Annotated in this window: 19 protein-coding genes; 9 read left to right on the top strand and 10 right to left on the bottom strand. The window is 65.6% G+C overall.

Annotation, left to right across the window (positions count from 1 at the left end):
* Positions 1–2: 2 nt before the first annotated feature.
* On the top strand, positions 3–1,055 hold the full coding sequence (locus N0B28_RS11630; protein WP_054914409.1) for a permease: 1,053 nt from the start codon (positions 3–5) through the stop codon (positions 1,053–1,055).
* 39 nt (positions 1,056–1,094) lie between these two features.
* On the opposite strand, the gene mnmH is transcribed toward N0B28_RS11630, so the two are convergent.
* The 6 genes from mnmH to N0B28_RS11600 all read right to left on the bottom strand — a co-directional run bounded on the left by mnmH (position 1,095) and on the right by N0B28_RS11600 (position 8,404).
* A complete protein-coding gene (mnmH, locus tag N0B28_RS11625) occupies positions 1,095–2,192 on the bottom strand; it encodes a tRNA 2-selenouridine(34) synthase MnmH (protein WP_054914408.1) in 1,098 nt (365 codons plus the stop codon).
* Positions 2,192–3,226, bottom strand: a complete 1,035-nt coding sequence (gene selD, locus N0B28_RS11620) for a selenide, water dikinase SelD (RefSeq protein WP_043860242.1) — start codon at positions 3,224–3,226, stop codon at positions 2,192–2,194. The genes mnmH and selD overlap by 1 nt, the downstream gene beginning before the upstream one ends.
* A gap of 73 nt (positions 3,227–3,299) precedes the next feature.
* Positions 3,300–4,928 carry a methyl-accepting chemotaxis protein gene (locus tag N0B28_RS11615; RefSeq protein WP_275731870.1) on the bottom strand — a complete coding sequence of 543 codons (1,629 nt, stop codon included), beginning with the start codon at positions 4,926–4,928 and terminating at the stop codon, positions 3,300–3,302.
* A gap of 188 nt (positions 4,929–5,116) precedes the next feature.
* Positions 5,117–7,057 (bottom strand): methyl-accepting chemotaxis protein, encoded by a 1,941-nt coding sequence (locus N0B28_RS11610; RefSeq protein WP_100632686.1) that lies wholly within the window; start codon positions 7,055–7,057, stop codon positions 5,117–5,119.
* Positions 7,058–7,198: 141 nt separating this feature from the next.
* On the bottom strand, positions 7,199–7,837 hold the full coding sequence (locus N0B28_RS11605) for a TetR/AcrR family transcriptional regulator (RefSeq protein ID WP_254999813.1): 639 nt from the start codon (positions 7,835–7,837) through the stop codon (positions 7,199–7,201).
* Positions 7,838–7,960: 123 nt separating this feature from the next.
* Positions 7,961–8,404: a bifunctional diaminohydroxyphosphoribosylaminopyrimidine deaminase/5-amino-6-(5-phosphoribosylamino)uracil reductase RibD gene (locus N0B28_RS11600; protein ID WP_043860246.1), complete on the bottom strand. Its 444-nt coding sequence runs from the start codon at positions 8,402–8,404 to the stop codon at positions 7,961–7,963.
* A 258-nt stretch (positions 8,405–8,662) separates the two neighbouring features.
* On the opposite strand from N0B28_RS11600, the gene N0B28_RS11595 reads away from it, so the two are divergent.
* From N0B28_RS11595 to N0B28_RS11585, 3 genes are all read left to right on the top strand, one after another.
* Positions 8,663–9,913: a DUF1835 domain-containing protein gene (locus N0B28_RS11595; protein WP_058540276.1), complete on the top strand. Its 1,251-nt coding sequence runs from the start codon at positions 8,663–8,665 to the stop codon at positions 9,911–9,913.
* Between the two features lie 136 nt (positions 9,914–10,049).
* Positions 10,050–10,949, top strand: coding sequence for a lipid A hydroxylase LpxO (lpxO, locus tag N0B28_RS11590; protein WP_043860248.1), 900 nt, complete (start codon positions 10,050–10,052; stop codon positions 10,947–10,949).
* Between the two features lie 183 nt (positions 10,950–11,132).
* Positions 11,133–11,477 (top strand): carboxymuconolactone decarboxylase family protein, encoded by a 345-nt coding sequence (locus N0B28_RS11585; RefSeq protein ID WP_078481264.1) that lies wholly within the window; start codon positions 11,133–11,135, stop codon positions 11,475–11,477.
* A gap of 19 nt (positions 11,478–11,496) precedes the next feature.
* Here the strand turns inward: N0B28_RS11585 and N0B28_RS11580 are convergent, their stop codons facing one another.
* The gene (locus tag N0B28_RS11580) at positions 11,497–11,973 is read right to left on the bottom strand and encodes a GNAT family N-acetyltransferase (protein ID WP_043860250.1); all 477 of its coding nucleotides are present in this window, start codon (positions 11,971–11,973) and stop codon (positions 11,497–11,499) included.
* Positions 11,974–12,031: 58 nt separating this feature from the next.
* Positions 12,032–12,568, bottom strand: coding sequence for a hypothetical protein (locus N0B28_RS11575; protein WP_043860251.1), 537 nt, complete (start codon positions 12,566–12,568; stop codon positions 12,032–12,034).
* Between the two features lie 131 nt (positions 12,569–12,699).
* Here N0B28_RS11575 and N0B28_RS11570 point away from each other — a divergent pair, with 131 nt between their 5' ends.
* Positions 12,700–13,266, top strand: a complete 567-nt coding sequence (locus tag N0B28_RS11570; RefSeq protein WP_043863946.1) for an N-acetyltransferase — start codon at positions 12,700–12,702, stop codon at positions 13,264–13,266.
* 3 nt (positions 13,267–13,269) lie between these two features.
* Here N0B28_RS11570 and N0B28_RS11565 read toward each other — a convergent pair whose 3' ends face one another.
* Entirely contained in the window at positions 13,270–14,022 is a 753-nt protein-coding gene (locus N0B28_RS11565) for an outer membrane beta-barrel protein (RefSeq protein WP_043863947.1), read from the bottom strand.
* 249 nt (positions 14,023–14,271) lie between these two features.
* On the opposite strand from N0B28_RS11565, the gene N0B28_RS11560 reads away from it, so the two are divergent.
* Positions 14,272–14,571 (top strand): RcnB family protein, encoded by a 300-nt coding sequence (locus N0B28_RS11560; protein ID WP_043863948.1) that lies wholly within the window; start codon positions 14,272–14,274, stop codon positions 14,569–14,571.
* Here the strand turns inward: N0B28_RS11560 and N0B28_RS11555 are convergent.
* The gene (locus N0B28_RS11555; RefSeq protein WP_054914402.1) at positions 14,568–15,485 is read right to left on the bottom strand and encodes a LysR substrate-binding domain-containing protein; all 918 of its coding nucleotides are present in this window, start codon (positions 15,483–15,485) and stop codon (positions 14,568–14,570) included. The genes N0B28_RS11560 and N0B28_RS11555 overlap by 4 nt on opposite strands.
* Positions 15,486–15,584: 99 nt before the next feature.
* Here N0B28_RS11555 and N0B28_RS11550 point away from each other — a divergent pair, with 99 nt between their 5' ends.
* From N0B28_RS11550 to N0B28_RS11540, 3 genes are all read left to right on the top strand, one after another.
* Positions 15,585–16,676 carry a tartrate dehydrogenase gene (locus N0B28_RS11550; RefSeq protein WP_254999829.1) on the top strand — a complete coding sequence of 364 codons (1,092 nt, stop codon included), beginning with the start codon at positions 15,585–15,587 and terminating at the stop codon, positions 16,674–16,676.
* Between the two features lie 195 nt (positions 16,677–16,871).
* Positions 16,872–18,494, top strand: coding sequence for a BCCT family transporter (locus N0B28_RS11545; RefSeq protein WP_043863951.1), 1,623 nt, complete (start codon positions 16,872–16,874; stop codon positions 18,492–18,494).
* 153 nt (positions 18,495–18,647) lie between these two features.
* Positions 18,648–19,769, top strand: coding sequence for a ring-hydroxylating oxygenase subunit alpha (locus N0B28_RS11540; RefSeq protein WP_043863952.1), 1,122 nt, complete (start codon positions 18,648–18,650; stop codon positions 19,767–19,769).
* The last annotated feature ends 18 nt before the right edge of the window (positions 19,770–19,787 follow it).

Genomic DNA, 19,787 nt, shown 5'->3' with positions numbered 1-19,787 from the left:
CCATGCCTGGCCTGTCTACTTCCGCCCCCCGTGGCTGGACGCAGTGGTGCAAACCGCTGGCGTTCCTGCTGGTGGCCGCCATCGGCCTGTACTACGTGAAATGGTCGCCCTACTACGCCAAGTCGTTTGTTGCCGCCGACAGCCACAGCATCGGCGCCTCGATCCTGGACGATCACCAGTACGCACCGCTGACGGCAGCGCTGGCGTATGCCCAGGTGTACTTCCTGGCCATCTGGAAGGCGGCGCTGCTGGCGGTGATCCTCGGCTCGCTGGTTCAGGTGCTGATACCGCGCGACTGGCTGCTGCGCCTGTTCGGCAAGGCCGGGCTGGGCTCGACCCTGCGTGGCGGCCTGTTCGCCCTGCCGGGCATGATGTGCAGTTGCTGCGCGGCACCGGTGGCTGCCGGGCTGCGTCGGCAGAATGTGTCGGTAGGCGCGGCGCTGGCGTTCTGGATCGCCAACCCGGTGCTCAACCCGGCCACGCTGGTGTTCATGGGCTTCGTGCTGGGCTGGGAGTTCAGTGCCCTGCGCCTGGTGGCGGGTGTGGTGCTGGTGGTGGGGGTGTCGCTGTTCGCCCAGCGCATCTCACGCCCGGACGTACTGCCCGAACCCGCGGTGGACGCGGCCAATGTGGCCAGTACCCCGGTGCCCGGCAGCCTGCTGGCACGCTGGATGAAAACCCTGTGGCAGCTGTTCTGGACCACCATCCCGATCTATGTGCTGGCCGTGCTGGTACTGGGCGCGGCGCGGGTATGGCTGTTTCCGCATGTCGAGGGCGGCATGGGTTCAGGGCTGGTGTGGCTGGTACCGCTGGCGGTGGTCGGCACGCTGTTCGTGATCCCGACGGCGGCGGAAATCCCGATCGTGCAGACGCTGATGGCCCTGGGGCTGGGCACCGCGCCGGCGGTGGCATTGCTGATGACCTTGCCCAGCGTGAGCCTGCCGTCACTGCTGATGCTGCGCACCTCCTTCGATACGCGGGTACTGGTGTGGGTTGCGCTGCTGACGATGCTGGTGGGGGTGCTCAGCGGGCTGGTTGCGCTGCTGGTGCTCTAGGGCCGGCGTGCACCGCCCCCACAGCACCGGCACAGGTGCCTACAGCCGCCTTTCGCGCAGGTAGGCCAGCACCGCGGCCCGATCGCCGGCGAACTCGATGCGCGCCGCCTTGGCATCGCGCTGGTAGGCGTACATCGGGTCGTAGTACTCGCTCAGCAGGCCCTCGATCCACGCACGGTGCAGCTCCACCGCGCCGCTCGCACGCTGCACCTGCAATGCCGCGTCCATCGCCGCCGCCAGGCGCTGGTAACGCTCGCCACCCAGACGCCGGACAATGCCCGACAGGCTCTCGCGCAACCGCCCGGCAAAGTGTTCGAAGCCCTGCTCCGGCCCGTGGGCCAGCACGAACTCGGCGCACAGGTCGATCACATAGTCCTGCAGGATTCGCTGCACGCGGCATTCCAGGCTGTCTTCGAGCCACACCAGCGGCGCCTGCTGCATGCGCCGGTACAGGCCCAGCGGCACCGCGCGGCTGCCGATCATGCGCCCCTCGTCCTCGAGCACGAACTGCTCGATGCCGGCGTTGCGCTTTTTCAGCAGGTCCACCGCAAGGGTGTTTTCAAAACCGATCTGCGCCGGCTGCGCAGTGGCATGCCGGCCGAAGCTGGAGCCACGGTGGTTGGCGTGCCGCTCCAGGTCCAGCGCATTGTCCAGTTGCGCCAGCGCCTCGGTCTTGCCGGTGCCGGTCATGCCGCCCAGCAGCACGAAATCGCACTGCGCCACGGCCTGGTCGCCAACCTCCAGCAGAAACGTGCGCAAGGCCTTGTAGCCCCCGCCTACGCGCCGGTAGCGGATACCGGCCTCATCGCGCAGCCACTGCTGGGTGATCTGCGAACGCAGGCCACCGCGAAAGCAGTACAGCAGGCCATCGGGGTTGGCCCGGGCGAACTGCGCCCAGGCCTGGATACGGGCCTGGCGCAGCGCCCCGGACACCAGCTGGTGCCCGAGCACCATTGCCGCCTGCTGGCCATGCTGCTTGTAGCAGGTGCCCACCTGCTGGCGCTCGTCGTCGTTCATCAACGGCAGATTGCTGGCGTGGGTGAACGCGCCCTTGTCGAACTCGACCGGTGCGCGCACATCCATCAGGGGCACATCGTCGAGAAAGATCGAACGGTAGTCGGTGCAGTCGTCGTGCATCAACACACCTCGACCGCATGGGTGCCGCGCGCCACCAGCGTGCCGATCGGCGTCAGCGCCAGGCCCTGTGCCTGCGTCAGCTCGAGAAACGCCGCCTGCCCTTCGGGCGCCACCGCCACCAGCAGCCCGCCACTGGTCTGCGGGTCGCACAACAACAGCTTGTGCGCCTCGCTCAACGGGCCGATGCGCTCGCCATAGCTGTCGAAGTTGCGCAGCGTGCCACCGGGTACGCAACCCTGCTCGATGTAGTGCTCGACACTGGCCAGGCGCGGTACCTGCGCCGCTTCCAGGCGCGCGGTCACGCCGCTGCCATCGGCCATTTCCACCAGGTGCCCGAGCAGGCCGAAGCCGGTGACGTCGGTCATGGCCTTGACCCCCTCCAGGCGCGCGATCTGGCTGCCGATACGGTTGAGGGTGCACATCTGGTCACGTGCCAGGCCCACGTCTTCGGCGCGCAGCAGGCCCTTCTTCTCCGCCGTGGTGAGCACGCCGATGCCCAGCGGCTTGGTCAGGTACAGCTGGCAGCCGACGGTGGCGGTGTCGTTGCGCTTGATGTGGCGCTTGTCGACGATGCCGGTGACCGCCAGGCCGAAGATCGGCTCGGGGGCGTCGATCGAATGCCCGCCGGCCAGGGGAATGCCGGCCGCATCGCACACCGCGCGCCCGCCGCGGATCACCTCGCGGGCGATCTCCGGGGCCAGTACGTTGACCGGCCAGCCCAGGATGGCGATGGCCATCAGCGGGTCGCCGCCCATGGCGTAGATGTCGCTGATGGCGTTGGTGGCCGCAATGCGGCCGAAATCGAAGGGGTCGTCGACGATGGGCATGAAGAAGTCGGTGGTCGAGACCACGCCGCGCTCGTCATCGATGGCATACACCGCCGCATCGTCGCGCGAGGCGTTGCCCACCCACAGGCGCGGGTCGAGGTTCTGCGCGCCGCTGCCGGCGAGGATCACCTCGAGCACCTTGGGTGAAATCTTGCAGCCACAGCCGGCGCCGTGGCTGTACTGGGTAAGGCGTACTGGTTCGTTCATCGGTTGTCCCCCGGGTTCAAGCCCCTGAGTCTAAGGCAGGGGACCCGGGGGCGCTACGTGATGGTGGCTACTGCTAGACCTTGAACTGGGTCACCAGCAGGTTGAGGTCGACCGCAAGGCCTGCCAGCGCCTGGCTGGCGGCATTGCTCTGGCGTGCACCGGCCGCGGTCTGGATCGACAGGTCACGGATGTTGACCAGGTTGCGGTCCACCTCGCGGGCCACCTGGGCCTGCTCCTCACTGGCGCTGGCGATCACCAGGTTGCGCTCGTTGATGCCGGTAATGGCCTGGGTGATCTCGTCCAGGGCGTGACCGCACAGCTGCGCCACTTCCAGGGTGGCGTGGGCGCGCTGGTTGCTGTTGCGCATTGCCGTGACCGCCGTGCCGGTGCCCTGCTCGATGGTCCCGATCATGGTCTCGATCTCCTGGGTGGACTGCTGGGTGCGGTGCGCCAGCGCCCGAACCTCGTCGGCCACCACGGCGAAGCCGCGCCCGGCATCCCCGGCCCGGGCCGCCTCGATGGCGGCGTTGAGGGCCAGCAGGTTGGTCTGTTCGGCAATCGCGCGGATCACTTCCAGCACCTGGCCGATGTTGCGTACATCGCCCGCCAGGTGCTCGACCTGCTCGCAGGTGTGGGTCACGTCGTCTGTGAGCTGGCCGATGGAGTCGACGGTGCGCTGCACCTGCTCGCGGCCGTGGTGGGCGGTCTCGTCGGTCTGGCGCGAAGCCTCGGAGGTGCTCACGGCGTTGCGGGCCACCTCCTCCACGGCCGCCGTCATCTCGTTCACCGCCGTGGCCGCCTGCTCCACTTCGTCGTTCTGCTGCTGCAGCGCGCGATTGGAGTCGTCGGTGGCAGCCTGCAGCTCTTCGGCGGCCGAGGCCAGCTGGCTGGAGGAACTGGCAATTTTCTGCAGCGTGCCGCGCAGGCTGCCCTGCATGTCGCGCAGCGCCAGCAGCAGACGCGCCGGCTCATCCTTGCCGCTGATGCTGATCTCGTCGCACAGGTCGCCACCGGCGATGGTCTGGGCAATGCCCACGGCTTCGCCCAGCGGGCGCACGATGCTGCGCGTGAGCAGCACTGCAAGCGCCACGGTCAAAGCCAGCACCACGGCCAGAATCGCCAGCACCAGGCTGATGGCGCCATGGAATACCTCGGTGCTGCGTCGGGCCGCCTGCTCCCCGCCCTTGTCGTTGAGCGCAATGATTTCGAGCAGGTCGGTGAGCATGCCGTCGGCATTGGTCAGGTACGGGCCGGCGTCCACCAGCGCGATGGCGTCGTCCTTGCGCCCCTGCTGCAGTAATTGGACGACCTTGTGCTGATCGGCAAGGTAGCGCGTCTTGGCCTGCTGGTAGCGGGCGAACGCGGCCTGTTCCTGCGCCAGGGTGATCAGCCCGGCATAGGTCGCCTCCTGGGTGTCCAGCTGCGCTTCGAGCTGGTGCAGACGCGTGATCAGGTCCTGCAGGTCGTCGCCGTCGCGCAGTACCAGCAGGCGCAGGGTCAGGGTGCGGATCTGGGTGCTGGTCAGCGCTACGCCATTGGCCGCGACAATCGAGGGCCGCCAGTTCTGGTCGACCTGGTTGGACTGTTCGTTCATTCGACGCATTTCCAGCAGCGACAGGCCGCCAAGGGCCATCGCCAGCAGGGCAATCAGCGCGAAGCTGAGGCCGGCGCGCAGGGAAATGTTGAGGGAGCGCAGAAGCATGGGGTGTTCCTTGTGGCTGCAAAAGTACAACCCGCGCCGGGACAGGCGGCGCGGTCAGGTTCTGCAGGCAAGGCGGTGAAGCGGGAGGGCAGTGTTCTTTATGAGTGCTTGCTCCACTGCCGGCGGGATCACTCGGCGGCAGTGAAGCCATGATATCACATTGACATTAATTGTAACGTTGTCGGTGGTCAGGACTTGAAGCGGCCCACCAGTGCGTTCAATTCGGCCGACAGCGTGGACAGCCGTCCGGAGTCCTCCTGCGCCGAGCTGGCCAGGCTTTCGACCAGGCGCGCTTCGTCGTAGATCTGCTGGATATGCCGGTTGATCTCCTCGGCCACGCTGTGCTGCTCCTCGGCGGCGGCCGAGATCTGCAGGTTCTGGTCGCGGATCTCGTTGACCGACAGCTGGATGCCCTCGAAGCTGTCGCGCGCGCTTTCGATGGAGGTGACACTGGCCCGGGACAGGTCCTGGCAGCTTTGCATCTTCTGCGATACCTCCTGGGTCTTGCTGGCGAGGGTACCGAGCAACTGGTCGATTTCGCCGGTGGAGTCGGCGGTGCGCTTGGCCAGCGCGCGCACCTCGTCCGCCACCACGGCAAAGCCGCGGCCCTGGTCGCCGGCGCGGGCGGCCTCGATGGCGGCATTGAGCGCCAGCAGGTTGGTCTGCTCGGCGATGGCGCGAATGGTGCCCAGGATCTGGTTGATGCTGCGGCTGCCCTCCTCCAGCTCGACCATGGCCTGGGACGACTCGCTCAGGCGGTTGCCCAGGCGGTTGACGTTCTCGGTGGTCAGCTCGATCTGCTGCTTGCCTTCGGCCACCCGGCGATGCCCGCTTTCGGCGGAATCGGCGGCGTTGCTGCACGAGCGGGCCACCTCGTTGGCGGTGGCGACCATTTCGTTGAATGCGGTGGAAACCAGCTCCACCGCTTCACGCTGGCGCCCGGCCGCCTGGTTCATGTTGGTGGCCACTTCGCTGTTGACCTGCGAGGCGTCGTGCAGGTTGGTGGAGGCTGCGCCGATGCGCTGGATCAACTGGCGGATGGCCGCCAGAAACCGGTTGAACCAGCCGGCCAGCTCGGCGGTTTCGTCCTTGCCCTGCACAACCAGGTCGCGGCGCAGGTCGCCCTCGCCCTCGGCGATCGACTGCAGGCCCGTGCTGACCTGGCCGATGGGCTTGACGATCACCCGGGCGAACGCGGCGCCGATCAGCGCGAAGAAGATCGCCAGCACCACCACGATGATCCCGGCCAGGTAGGTCATGCGCGTGGCGGCGCCCATCACTTCGCGCTGCTCGATCAGGCCCACGAAGCGCCAGCCCAGGCCTGGGGAGGTCCATACGTTGGCCATGTAGCGAACCCCGTCGATCTCGACGTCGGCAGCCCCCTGTTCGGTGGCCGCGAGCCTGGCGTAGGGCTCGCCCAGGTCCTTGAGCGGCTTGAAGCTGTGCCCGTCGTCGCGCGGGTCGACCAGCACCACACCGTCCTCGATCAGCATCACGTAGCCGCTTTGACCCAGCTTGATGCTCTTGACCAGTTCGGTGAGGTTCTTCAGCGAGACGCTGACCACGAACACGCCGCGGGGCTTGCCGGCGCTGTCGAGCATGGCCCGGGCGGTGCCCACCAGGGCCACGTCGTCCTTGTCGTAGTAATAGGCCGGGGTGCGCACGGTCTTGCCGGGGCTGGCCATTGCGGCCTTGTACCAGGGGCGCTGGCGCGGGTCGTAGTTGGCCAGTTGCGGGTCATCCGGCCACTTGGCGTAGGTGCCGTCTTCCAGGCCGATGGACAGGATGGCCGCCGCCGGGTGGGTGGCGCCAAAGCGTGCAAAGGCATCGATCACCCCCTGGGCCGGCGCTGGCAGGGGCTGGCTGGCGGCGTCGGCAGCGCGGTAGTCCTTGAGCGTCTGCACAGCGCTGTATACAGGATCGGCCGACATCTGATCGACGTTCTGCTGCATCCCGTCGAAGAACTGGCGCATGTTGCCGTCGATCTGGCGTATTTCCCGGGTACTGCCATCGATGAACTGTTCAACCGCCTGGGTGCGGATGTTCATCACGCTGACCACCGCGACCACCGTCACCGGGATGAAAGCCACCAGTACAAACGCAAGGACCAGCTTGTTTTTTATATTCATCGCGCGCTTCACCCTCCCCGGGCATGAGGCGCCAGTCACCCGTGCAGCGTGAGTTCTGGCAATTTGCTATCACCGCTGTTTCGGCTGGGGAGGTGAAAATCTTTAATACAGTTTCGTGTACAAAAAAATGCAGGATTGTTTCTAGTTGGTCGGCCGCATGGGGCGCGGCGCCGGCATGCCAGGCGTGGCGCCCTGCAGCACCAGGCGGGTGATGGTGGCGGCCGCCAGCGCGTAGTCGTCGCCCTGGGGCGCATGCACGCCCGTGAGCTGGGCCATGCGCCAGCCGAAATTGGTGTAGGTGCGGGTGGCCGACCAGATGAACAGCATCAGGTGTTGCGGGTCGACCGGGGCGATCAGGCCGCGTTTGATCCAGCTGTTCAGGCAGTGCACGTTGAGCTGCGCCTCGGCGCGCAGCAGGTCGCGGCACACCCCGGGCAGTTGCTTGGCCCCATGCAGCAGCTCGCTGCTGAACACGTTGGAGGTGTACGGGTGGTCACGCACGATGCGGATGCGCGCCTGGATGTAGGCCGGCAGCGCCACCTGCGGGTCATCGCTGGCGCGCAACACGGCGGAGGCCGCGAGCAAGGGTTCCAGAAAGGCCATCAGCACCCGGGTGTAGAGGTTTTCCTTGGTCTGGAAGTAGTAGTACAGGTTGGCCTTGGGCACGCCGGCGCGGGCCGCGATGTCGCGGGTCTGGGCGGCGTTGTAGCCCTTGCTGGCGAATTCCTCGCTGGCGGCCTCGAGAATCATCTGCTGGTTGCGTTGACGAATGCTGGACATGGCGATGGCACTTCGGGGAAAGACCCTCGCAATATACAAAAATACATAGCGATGAGGCTATGCATGCCAGGTTGCGGGCGCGCCTTCGCCGGCAAGGCCGGCGGCTGGAGTGGGTGGGGCGCCTCAGGCCTCGGCCAGCAGGTAGGTGCGCAGGTCCCTGGAGACCTCTTCGGCCAGCAGCCCGACGATCACCTCGACACCGGCCTGGCGCAACAGGCGAACCCCGGCCCCGGCATTGCGCGGGTCCGGGTCGAGCATGCCGACGAACACCCGCTCCACCCCCTTGTCGATCAACGCCAGGGCACACGACGGGGTGCGCCCCTGGAACGAACAGGGCTCCAGGGTCACATACGCTGTCACACCCCGGCCCCCTTCCGGCAATTTCGCCAACGCCATGGCCTCGGCATGGGGCTGCCCCGGCGGTTGGGTGTGGCCCTGGCTGATCACCTGGTGATCGCGGACCATCACGCAGCCCACCGGCGGGTTGGGCCGGCACGCCGGCAAGGCACGGCGCCCCTCGATCAGGGCCAGTTGCATGAAATCGCTGTTGGAAGGGAGTATCGGCATAAGGTCCTTGCCCAGTGGGTTCCAGAATGAGCGAAGGCGACAGGGTACTCCTGCTGCACGGCGAGGGCACGATTTCTCCCGCATCGTGCGCTCACGCCGGTTGCCCGTTGTCGCTGCCGGCGGGCTTCGCTATAGTCACGCCCTGGCGTTCTCCGCGCCTGCCGTCCGCGCAAAGGGCCACGCCCCGGTACAGAACAGCCTCATTCGTCGATACGACTCCCGGCCTGCAAGCGGACAAGGCCCGACCCAGGAGATCGTATGCTCGCCGCCCTGCCCCCGCACATCTGCCATGACGGCAGAATCAACCTCGAACACCAGCGCAAACGCGCCAAGACCCTGCTCAGGCACCTGCTGGCCGGCACTGCGCCGGCGCACTTCAAGCCCCTGCCCCACAGCCGCGCCCCACGCCTGGCCGATGCGCAGTGGCTGATCGCGCAGGAGCTGGGCTTTGCCAGCTGGCCAAGGCTCAAGGCGCATGTCGACGCCATCGACTTTGCCGCACGCAACCCCGGCTTCGAAGCCGACGACGAAGCCCGCAGCGTGCATTGGCGGTGCGGCAACGACATCGCCCATACCCTGCGCCTGGCCGGTTTCAAGGGAGCCTTCCATACCTTCATCGACCCGCTGTGCATGGGCCCGGTACCGGCACTGCCGGCGCAACCGTTGCTCGCCCTGCGCAACGACTACATCAGCCGCGTGTTCGGCATGCCAGAAGCCGACGTGGCGCGGCGCAGTGCCGAGGAGTACGCCGCCCTGGCGCAGCTCGACGGGTGCCCGCATGCCGTGCTGTGGTGCGAGGCGGATGCCTATGACCAGCTGTTCCTGATCCGCGTGCTGGCGGGCATCGAGCAGTTGCCCGAGTGCCTGGAACTGATCGAGATCAGCCAGGTGCCGGGGGTGCAGCGTTTCATCGGCATCGGCCAGCTCGCGCCGGACCTGCTGGCCTGGCTGTGGCCCCAGCGTCGGCGGCTGGACGAGGCAGCGCTGGCGCTGGCCCGGCGTGCCTGGGCGGCGTACTGCGCGCCCTCGCCACTGGCCTGGGCGCAGCTGGCCCATGCGCCAAGCCCGGCACTGCCCTTGCTGGCGCCGGCATTGCTGCGCCAGTTGCAGGAACTGCCGGGGCTGGCCGACGGCCTGTCGCTGACCGAGCGCCTGGCCCTGGGCATCGTCGCCGAGGCCGGCAGCCTGGCGTTCGGCCGGGTGTTCGCAGAGCTCATGGGCAGGCGCGAGCCACTGCCGTACCTGGGCGACCAGATGTTCCATGCGCTGATGCGCCCGCTGATCGATGCGCCCACGCCGTTGCTGATCGAAGCGGACGTTCACCTGCCCTGGCCGCAACGCAGCCTGACCCTCACGGCCCTGGGCCAGCGGGTACTGGCAGGCGACGCCTACTGGCTGGACCAGGCGGCCCCCGAACGCTGGGTAGGCGGTGTACGCCTGCAGGCCGGGCTGGCGCACTGGGCACTGGATGCCCATGGCCAGCCGGTGTGGCGCCACCAACCGTCCTGATGCCTGCCGAACGACCGCCGACCTAGCCAAAGGTCGGCACCCCAAAACGTAACAATATGTACAAAGCACGCGGTTGATTGTTTATGCTGGCCTGCTCATGCCATGGCGCATAGCCACATCGACCTGTTAATCGACCATGAAAATCTTTCTCGTTCTACTGTTTGTCTTCTCCATCGCCTACGTGCACCTGCGCGGGCGCGTGCGGCACAAGCTCACCCGCCAGCTGGGCGATCACTCCAGCTTCCTGGCCCCGATCAACGTGTTCCTCTACCTGTTCTCCCGGCTGCCGGCCAAGCCTTACCTGCCGGTGGAGGCCTTCCCCGAGCTCAAGCCGTTGCAGGACAACTGGCAGGAAATTCGTGCCGAAGCCCAGCAACTGCTGCACGTGGGCGAAATCAAGAGTTCGCAGAGCCATGACGACGTCGGCTTCAACTCGTTCTTCAAGAGCGGCTGGAAGCGCTTCTACCTGAAGTGGTACGGCGAAAGCCACCCGTCGGCCATGAAGCTGTGCCCACGCACCACCGAACTGCTGCAGGGCATCGGCACGGTCAAGGCGGCGATGTTCGCCACCCTGCCGCCGGGCTCCAAACTTGTGCGCCATCGTGACCCGTATGCCGGCTCCTACCGCTACCACCTGGGGCTGGACACGCCCAACGACGAGGCCTGCTATATCTGCGTCGACGGCGAGAACTACCACTGGCGCGACGGCGAGGCGGTGATGTTCGACGAAACCTACATCCACTACGCGGCCAACCACACCGAGCACAACCGCATCATCCTGTTCTGTGATGTGGAGCGACCGCTGAAGTACCGCTGGGCGACGGCGTTCAACCGCTGGTTCAGCCGCAAGGTGATGGCCGCCGCTGCGGCGCCGAACGATGCGGGCGACAAGACCGGCGGGATCAACCGGCTGTTCACGCGCATCTACAAGATCCGCGAGCGCGGCAAGGCGCTGAAGAAGCGCAACCGGCTGCGCTACTACCTGGAGAAGTGGGCAGTGGTGGCGCTGTTGCTGCTGGTGTTCATCTATATCTGAGGTGGCCCTTTCGCCGGCAAGGCCGGCTCCTGCAGGCGGCGCGTGAGCCTGTGGGGGCCGGCCTTGCGGCAAAACGGCCCCTACCAAAGTACGCCCCCACCCCGACCATCGACCAACGGCGCCCCAGTGCCGAAAAAACTAGCTTCACTGTTCATTTTGTCGCAACACAAAAAGGTGAAGACGATGAGCATGATGGACTGGGATGGCTACCGCAAACAGCTGATGGCCGGTATCGGCGACCTCAAGCAACTCTCGCCCGGCACGGTCGACGGCTACATGACCGCCAGCGGCGCCGGGGCCAAGACCAACCACCTGGACGCAAAAACCCGCGAGCTGATCTCCCTGGCCGTGGCGGTGACCACCCGCTGCGACGGCTGCATTGCCGTGCACTCGGCGCAGGCGGTCAAGCAAGGCGCCACCCGTGAGGAAATCGCCGAGGCCCTGGGCGTGGCCGTGGCGATGAACGCCGGCGCCGCCCTGGTGTACTCGGCGCGCGCACTGGATGCGGTGGGCAAGGCCGGGGAGTAACCCGGCCCGGGGCCTGCGCTCAGGGCTGCGCAGGCCGCTCCATCAGCACCACCTCGATCGGGTCGCCGCCCACCCCGTGGGAGAAGAAGTCGCGCCCCTTGGCGACAAACCCGTGACGCTGATAGAAGCCCTCGGCATTGAGCGTGGACTCGACCTTGATCACCTCCACACCCGGCGCCCGGGCCTTGGCCAGGCCCGCCTCCAGCAGGCGGCTGCCCAGTTGCTGGCCGGCCGCCTGCTGCAGCACGAACAGGCGCGTGACTTCGCCAGGTTCAGCATCGACAAAACCGACCACCGTCTCACCCTGACATGCCACCACCATCGAGCCCTTGGCAATGGAACGCTCGTAATCCTCATGGGTTCGCTGGCCCATCCAGCCGCGCAACTGCTCATCCGAATAGCGCCCACCCGCCAATTGCGTGATCGACTGGTGCGTCACCGCAAATACCGCTGCCCCATCGCCGGCCCGGGCCGCGCGCAAGGTGATCGACTCCATGGGTTCCCTTCCCCTGTGAATGCATGAGCCGCCACTCTAGCCGGCCTGTACGGTGGCCTCAACCACCCGGGTTGGTGAACTGGATGTACAGGCAGAAGCTGCCCAGCAGCAGCCAGAAGCCGATGAACAGCCAGGGCGTGCGCATGGAGAACAGCAGCGACTTGCAAAAGCCCTTGTGGCTCGATTCCAGCTCGTTGAACAGCGGCGATTCGTCGTAGGCCAGGCCCATGGCCGGCTTGCTGTGCAGCAGGTTGCTCTGCTTGAAGTGCCAGTGATCGATGATCAGGTAGGCCGCGCGTATGCCCGGCCAGGCGTTGAGCGAGCTGACGATGCCAAGCAGCGCCATCAGGCACGGCACCACCAGGGTGAACAGCTTGCCCCATTCGGGGTTGAGGTTGGCCATCGACGAGGCAAAGGCGATCACCAGGAACGACTGCGCCGTGAGGTAGGCGTTGGTCCGGTTGGACAGCAGGCTGGTTTCGTACTGGATCTCGCGCCGGTAGAAGTCCAGGCGCTCCTTGGGCGAGCCGAACAGCAACGGGTCGTCTTCGTCGCTCGATTGCACGGGCAAGGGCTGGGTGATGATTTTCGACATGTGTGGGTATCCGCAACCAGTGGTCGAATTTGGAGCCCGCCCCGGCGCCAGCGTTCAGTTGATTGCGCCGGTCGGGGCGCAATCCCTTAGAATGGCGCCCCACCCGCCCCCTTCGCCCGCCAAGGATTCCCATGCTGCAGATCCGCCCGATGACCGCCGCCGATTTCGACCGTTTCTGGCCCACCTTCCAGGCCGTGATCGCAGCGCGGGAGACCTACGCCTACGACCCGAACCTGAGCCTGGAGCAGGCCCGGCACCTGTGGCTTGAGGTGCCGCTGCACACGCTGGTGGTCGAGGACGAGGGCCAGTTGCTGGGCGCGTACTACCTCAAGGCCAATGCCGCAGGCCCCGGCAGCCATGTGAGCAACTGCGGCTACATGGTCGCCGAGGCCGCCCGCGGGCGCGGCGTGGCGCGGCTGATGTGCGAGCACTCCCAGCGCCTGGCACGCAACGAGGGCTTTCTGGCCATGCAGTTCAACTCGGTGGTGGCCAGCAACGAGGTGGCCGTGGCGCTGTGGCACGCGCTGGGCTTCGAGACCGTCGGGCGCCTGCCCAGGGCCTACCAGCATGCCCGCCTGGGCCTGGTCGACTGCCTGGTGATGTACAAGTGGCTGGGTGAAATGACTGCGCCCGAACAGCCAAGGCTGATCGGGCGCAAGAACATCGAGGCGGTGGTGTCGCGCAAGCGCGGGCGCTAGCCCTTAGAACGCAAGGCCGACCTTGATGCCGAACTCGTCACGCTTGAGCTTGATGTTGTCGGCCACTTCCGAGTCTTCGTCCAGCTTGTACTCGGTGCGGGTGTAGTACAGGCCGGCCATCACCGGCATCGAGCCCTTCTGGTTCATCAGCAGGCTGACTTCGGCATAGGGGTTGGTACGGTCCTTGAGGTCGACGGTGTCGTTGCCCACGTCTTCGACATGCAGCTTGGCCTTGCTGTCCAGCGAACGGCGTGCACCGGCTTCCAGGCGCAGGGTCATGTCGTCGAACTGGTGGTTGTAGCCCAGCGCGGCCTTGGCGAAGGGGGTGCGACCGGTCAGCTTCATGTCGTAGCCGTTGGATTCCAGCTCGTAGCGCGACCAGTTGTAGCCGCCGCCCACGATCAGGTCGACCGAGTTGCGCGCATCGATCGCGGCGCGCCAGCCCAGGTCCACGTCGGCCTGGCCTTCCTTGAGCTTGGTGTCGTTGTGGTCGCCGTACTTGAGGTCGACACCGGCCTGGTAGATGAAGCCGGATTCAGCGGTGAGCTTGTTGCCGAAGTTGAAGAACAGGCCGCCTTCACCCATGCGGTCGGTATCGGACTCGCTGCCGCCTTCGAGCTTGAACTTGTTGTAGGCGCCGAGAACACCAAAGGTTGCAATCGGGTCGGTGGGGGCTGCGGCCAGTGCACTCAGGGGGGCGGCCAGTACCGCCAGGGCCGAGGTCTTGAGCAGCAGGTTGCCGAATCGCTTGGACATCACTTTCAGTCTCCATTTATGTGAAAGGCACTCGGGGTCGAATGCGACCTTTCGAACCCCGGGCGTTTCAAAAAGTTCAGACGAAGGCTCTGGGGTGCGGGTTGTGTCACAGAAACCGTGTCAGGCGTTCACAAAACCCTGTGGGAGCTGGCATTGCCAGCGAAGGCAACGCCGCAGATGTACAGCCGATTGAATGTTTGCAGCAGCGCGCAGTCCGATTCTTCAAGCCCCAGCCATCAGGAGTACCGCATGACTGCACGCAAACTGTTCACCACCCTTGCCCTGCTCGGCAGTGTCGCCCTGGTCCAGCTCCCGGCCCAGGCCGCCGAGCCCAGCGTGGTCGCCCCCGAGTCCCCGACCCGCGAGCTGAAGGTGCACGACAAGGCCCCCGACCTCTACAAGCGCGACGACATGGCCCTGCGCGGCTGGAAGGAAAAGGGCTTGAGCCAGCCCGACGAAGACAGCCAGTGGGTCAAGATCCAGGACAACTACGTGTTGATCGAAATCACCAACGGCACCATCAAGAAGATCGTGCCCGCCAAGGGCTAGCCCAGCACCGGCAGGCTGTAGCGCTCGGCGAAGTACTGGCGCAGGAACTCGACCGCCACGCGTACTTTCGCCGAGCTGGCCAGGGGCGAGGTGTATACCGCCCAGATGTCCGCCGCCTGGTGATAGTCCTCCAGCACCGGCACCAGCCGGCCATCGGCCAGGCTGTCGTGCACATCCCAGTACGAACGCAGCAGTATCCCCCGCCCGTCCAGGCACCATTGGTGCGCCACCTCGCCGTGGTTGGTCGACAGCCCGCCGGTCACCCGCACGCTCTGCTCGCCCTGCGGCCCCTGTAGTTGCCAGACGCCGAACGGGTGGTCACGCTCCTTGATCACCAAACAGTCATGGCTGCTCAACTCGGCCAGTTGGCGCGGCGTGCCGCGCCGTTGCAGGTAGCCCGGTGCGGCGCACAGCACGCGCCGGTTGTGGGCCAGCGGCTTGGCGATCAGGTGCGGGGCAATCACGTTGCCCACGCGGATATCCAGGTCTACCCCCTCCTCGATCAGGTCCACCAGGCGGTCGTGCACGTCCAGGCGGATATCCAGCTGCGGGTAGCGCTCGGCCAGCTCCGACAGCGCCGGCGCCACGAAGCGCCGGCCCAGGCCCAGGCTGCTGGCGATACGCAACTGGCCCACCGGCACGCGGTGCTGGGTGCTGATGTCGTCGCCCATGCGCTGCACCGTCTCGAAGATCTGCAAGGCCCACTGGTAGACCCGCTCGCCCTCCTCGCTCAGCGACACCCGCCGCGTGGTGCGGTGCAGCAGGCGCACGCCCATCTGCTGCTCGAGCAGGCGCACACGCTTGCTGATGAACGCGGCCGACATGCCCAGTTGCTCGGCCACCGCGGCAAAGCTGGCGCGCTTGGCCACCTGGACAAAAATGTTGAGGTCTTCGAGGTTGGGCAGACTATTCACGATATGTGCACAAAGAATTCATGTTGGGCGAGATTATCTCTGACCCAAAGGCTTATAGCATGCGCTCACCTGTTCCCAAACAACAACGAGTGAGCCGCCATGACCAAGACCTTCAAGATTGCCGCCATTCCCGGCGACGGTATCGGAAACGAAGTGCTGCCCGAGGGCATCCGCGTGGTCGAAGCCGCCGCGCGCAAGCACGGCCTGGACATCCAGTTCGAATTCTTCGAGTGGGCCAGCTGCGACTATTACCTGGCCCACGGCAAGATGATGCCCGATGACTGGTTCGAGCAGCTCAAGGGCTTCGATGCGCTGTACTTCGGTGCGGTCGGCTGGCCCGACAAGGTGCCGGACCACATCTCGCTGTGGGGCTCGCTGCTCAAGTTCCGCCGCGACTTCGACCAGTACGTGAACATCCGTCCGGTGCGCCTGTTCCCCGGCGTACCCTGCCCGCTGGCCGGTCGCGAGCCGGGCGACATCGACTTCGTGGTGATCCGCGAGAACACCGAGGGCGAGTACTCCTCGCTGGGCGGTCGCATGTTCGAAGGCACCGAAAACGAGTTCGTGCTGCAGGAGTCGGTGTTCACCCGCCGCGGCGTCGACCGCATTCTCAAGTATGCCTTCGACGTGGCGCAGACCCGCGAGCGCAAGCACGTGACCTCGGCCACCAAGTCCAACGGCATGGCCGTGAGCATGCCGTACTGGGACGAGCGCACCGCCGCGATGGCCGCCAACTACCCCGAGATCAGCTGGGACAAGCAGCACATCGACATCCTCTGCGCACGCTTCGTGCTGCAGCCGGACCGCTTCGACGTGGTGGTGGCTTCCAACCTGTTCGGCGACATCCTCTCCGACCTGGGCCCGGCCTGCGCCGGCACCATCGGCATCGCACCGTCGGCCAACCTCAACCCCGAGCGCAGGTTCCCGTCGCTGTTCGAACCGGTCCACGGCTCGGCGCCGGATATCTTCGGCCAGAACATCGCCAACCCGATCGCGATGATCTGGTCCGGGGCGCTGATGCTGGAGTTCCTCGGCAATGACGGCGCCGACCCGCGCTACCGCGCCGCCCACGACGACATCCTCGGCGCCATCGAGCACGTGATCGCCGCCGGCGACACCACCCGCGACATGGGCGGGCAGAAGTCCACCCAACAGGTCGGCCAGGCCATCACCGCGCTGATCGAAGGGTGAAACAACGGGCCGGTTGTCTGAATTGCCAGACAATCCGGCCCGTCACCTCTTGCGAGCCCACAAGATTCTAGGCAGAATCTGTTAACCAAAAGATAGTCGTTAACTTATAGTTAACAGAAGGAGGACGCTTTACCGCACTACCCCCCGGATTGCCTGCCGGGTACAGATAAGAACGCCAACGTCCAGGAGACGATGATGTCGCACAAGAATAAAAAACAGATAGATGTGTTCCTGATTACCGTGAGCCTGATTGCCGTGCTGCTCACCGTGATCGGCCTCGCCGTGTTTCCCTCCCAGGCCGAACAGGCCGCCAACCAGTTGTTCGAGATTGCCACCCGTACCTTCGGCACCAGTGTCCAGGTGCTGGTATTCGGCAGTTCGCTGGCCGTGCTGTATCTGGCGTTCAGCAAGTACGGCAACATCCGCTTCGGCAGCGGCAAGCCCGAGTACTCCACCCCCACCTGGGTGTTCATGTTCATCTGTGCCGGCATGGGGTCCTCGACCTTGTACTGGGGCGTGATGGAATGGGCCTACTACTACCAGACCCCTGGTCTGAACATTGCCGCGCAATCGAGCCAGGCGCTGGAATACAGCGTCAGCTACTCGTTCTTCCACTGGGGCATCAGCGCCTGGTCGATCTATGCCCTGGCCTCGCTGGCCATGGCCTATCACTTCCACGTGCGCAAGAAGAGCGGCCTGAACCTGGCCTCGATCGTCGAGGCGGTGACCGGCTTCAAGGCCACCGGCCCGATCGGTCGCACCGTGGACCTGATCTTCCTGCTGACCATGATGGGCGCGCTGACCGTGTCGCTGGCGCTCACCGCCTCGACCCTGACCCGCGGCCTGCATGACCTGGCCGGCACCCCCGACACCTTCACCGTGCAACTGATGGTGATCGGTGCAGTGGCCATCCTGTTCTCGCTCAGTTCCTACATCGGCATCGATGGCGGCCTGCAGCGCCTGAGCAAGATGGTGTGCATCGGCGCGCTGGTGTTCGCCGGCGTGGTGCTGCTGGTGGGCCCGACCCAGTTCACCATCAACAACACCGCCAACTCCATCGGCCTGATGGTGCAGAACTATGTGCGCATGAGCCTGTTCACCGACCCGGCCGGCGACGGCGCGTTCACCCGCAACTGGACGGTGTTCTACTGGCTGTGGTGGGTGTCCTATGCCCCGGGCGTGGCCATGTTCGTGACCCGTGTGTCCCGTGGGCGCCAGCTCAAGGAAGTGGTGTTCGCCCTGCTCGCCGGTGGCAGCGTGGGCTGCTGGTTCTTCTTTGGCGCGCTGGAAAGCTACAGCATGCACCAGTTCATCAACGGCGCCATCGACGTACCGAAGATCCTCAGCGAGCAAGGCGGCGAATCGGCGGTCAGTGCCCTGCTGACAGCACTGCCGATGGGCAAGGTGTTCCTGGGCGTGTACCTGTTCATCATGGCGGTGTTCTGCGCCTCGCACATGGACGCTGCCGCCTATGCCGTGGCGGCCACCAGTACCCGCAACCTGCGCGAAGGCGACGACCCCACCCCCACCCACCGTCTGTTCTGGTGCGTGGTGCTGACCCTGGTACCGCTGGCCATGCTGTTCGCCAAGGCCTCGCTGTCGACCATGAAGACCGCCGTGGTGCTGACCGCGATCCCGTTCATGGTGATTCTGCTGATCAAGATCTACGGCTTCTTCAAGTGGATGCTGCAGGACTACGGCCACGTGCCGGCCCACCGCATCGAGGAAGAGGCCGCGCGCCTGGCCGGCGAGCAGCCCGAACAGCCTGAACCCGTTGAACAACCCGCAGCGGCCCCGGTAACCGCGACGGCCCGCTGAGTCGCTGACCCCGACCCACCTGCACGGATGCAGGCCTGACGGTCCTTTTTTTTGCCTGCTCTGTTAACCAATAGATACACGTAAACCAATAAGTAAAAGCCAATTGAACAACGGTGCGCCGGCCTGGCTGGACGCCCCCGTGAGGAGATAGCAATGAACGACTTCAAACGCCTGCCCGCCGATTTCTGCGCCAGCGCAGACGAGGCCTTCACCATTCCGGCCAAGTTCTACACCCAGCCTGCGGTGTTCGAGCACGAGAAAGAGAACATCTTCGCGCGCAGCTGGATCTGCGTGGGTCATCGCAGCGAAGTGGCCGAGAACAACGCCTACATCACCCGCGAGATCATCGGCGAGAGCATCATCGTGGTGCGTGGTCGCGACAGCGTGCTGCGCGCCTTCTACAACGTGTGCCCGCACCGTGGCCACCAGTTGCTCAGCGGCAGCGGCAAGGCCAAGAACGTGATCACCTGCCCGTACCACGCCTGGACCTTCAAGCTCGACGGCGAACTGGCCCACGCACGCAACTGCGAGAACGTGGTCAACTTCGACAAGCAGAACTCCACCCTGGTGCAGCTGCGCGTGGAAGAGTACGCAGGCTTCATCTTCATCAACATGGACATGGACGCCGGCAGCGTCGAAGACCAGCTGCCCGGCCTGCAGGCACGCATGCGCCAGGCCTGCGCGGTGATCGACGACCTGCACCTGGCAGCACGTTTCGTCAGCGATACCCCGGCCAACTGGAAGTCCATCGTCGACAACTACCTGGAGTGCTACCACTGCGCCCCGGCGCACCCGGGCTTCTCCGACTCGGTGGACGTCGGCCAGTACAGCCACACCACCTACGGCAACTGGACCCTGCAATATGGCCTGGCCAAGCCGTCGGAGCAGTCGTTCAAGTTCGACGAAAGCGTCAAGGACCCCTCCTTCGCCGGCTTCTGGGCATGGCCGTGCACCATGTTCAACGTGCCGCCAGGCGCGAACTTCATGACCGTGATCTACGAGTTCCCGGTCGACGCCGAAACCACCCTGCAGCACTACGACGTGTACTTCCTGAACAAGGACATCACCGAAGAGCAGCAGAAACTCATCGACTGGTACCGCGAGGTGTTCCGCCCCGAGGACCTGCGCCTGGTCGAAAGCGTGCAGAAGGGCCTCAAGTCCCGCGGCTACCGTGGCCAGGGCCGGATCATGGCCGACCGTGAGCGCAGCGGCATGAGCGAGCACGGCATCGCCCACTTCCACAACCTGATCGCCGTCGCCCACCTCAACGACTGACAACGCCCGCCCCCGGTA

This window comes from Pseudomonas sp. SD17-1 (assembly GCF_029201585.1).
Classification (GTDB): domain Bacteria; phylum Pseudomonadota; class Gammaproteobacteria; order Pseudomonadales; family Pseudomonadaceae; genus Aquipseudomonas; species Aquipseudomonas palmensis.
The sequence above is the reverse complement of the archived record's forward strand: the minus strand, read 5'-3'. Positions and strand labels throughout refer to the sequence as shown.

Coding starts and splice junctions, on each gene's coding strand:
- N0B28_RS11570 (WP_043863946.1), top strand. CDS start 12,700: ATGCTGCAGATCCGCCCGATGACCGCCGCCGATTTCGACCGTTTCTGG.
- N0B28_RS11605 (WP_254999813.1), bottom strand. CDS start 7,837: ATGTCCAGCATTCGTCAACGCAACCAGCAGATGATTCTCGAGGCCGCC.
- N0B28_RS11560 (WP_043863948.1), top strand. CDS start 14,272: ATGACTGCACGCAAACTGTTCACCACCCTTGCCCTGCTCGGCAGTGTC.
- lpxO (WP_043860248.1), top strand. CDS start 10,050: ATGAAAATCTTTCTCGTTCTACTGTTTGTCTTCTCCATCGCCTACGTG.
- mnmH (WP_054914408.1), bottom strand. CDS start 2,192: ATGCACGACGACTGCACCGACTACCGTTCGATCTTTCTCGACGATGTG.
- N0B28_RS11575 (WP_043860251.1), bottom strand. CDS start 12,568: ATGTCGAAAATCATCACCCAGCCCTTGCCCGTGCAATCGAGCGACGAA.
- N0B28_RS11565 (WP_043863947.1), bottom strand. CDS start 14,022: ATGTCCAAGCGATTCGGCAACCTGCTGCTCAAGACCTCGGCCCTGGCG.
- N0B28_RS11545 (WP_043863951.1), top strand. CDS start 16,872: ATGTCGCACAAGAATAAAAAACAGATAGATGTGTTCCTGATTACCGTG.
- N0B28_RS11600 (WP_043860246.1), bottom strand. CDS start 8,404: ATGCCGATACTCCCTTCCAACAGCGATTTCATGCAACTGGCCCTGATC.
- N0B28_RS11580 (WP_043860250.1), bottom strand. CDS start 11,973: ATGGAGTCGATCACCTTGCGCGCGGCCCGGGCCGGCGATGGGGCAGCG.
- N0B28_RS11615 (WP_275731870.1), bottom strand. CDS start 4,928: ATGCTTCTGCGCTCCCTCAACATTTCCCTGCGCGCCGGCCTCAGCTTC.
- N0B28_RS11585 (WP_078481264.1), top strand. CDS start 11,133: ATGAGCATGATGGACTGGGATGGCTACCGCAAACAGCTGATGGCCGGT.
- selD (WP_043860242.1), bottom strand. CDS start 3,226: ATGAACGAACCAGTACGCCTTACCCAGTACAGCCACGGCGCCGGCTGT.
- N0B28_RS11630 (WP_054914409.1), top strand. CDS start 3: ATGCCTGGCCTGTCTACTTCCGCCCCCCGTGGCTGGACGCAGTGGTGC.
- N0B28_RS11550 (WP_254999829.1), top strand. CDS start 15,585: ATGACCAAGACCTTCAAGATTGCCGCCATTCCCGGCGACGGTATCGGA.
- N0B28_RS11595 (WP_058540276.1), top strand. CDS start 8,663: ATGCTCGCCGCCCTGCCCCCGCACATCTGCCATGACGGCAGAATCAAC.
- N0B28_RS11540 (WP_043863952.1), top strand. CDS start 18,648: ATGAACGACTTCAAACGCCTGCCCGCCGATTTCTGCGCCAGCGCAGAC.
- N0B28_RS11610 (WP_100632686.1), bottom strand. CDS start 7,057: ATGAATATAAAAAACAAGCTGGTCCTTGCGTTTGTACTGGTGGCTTTC.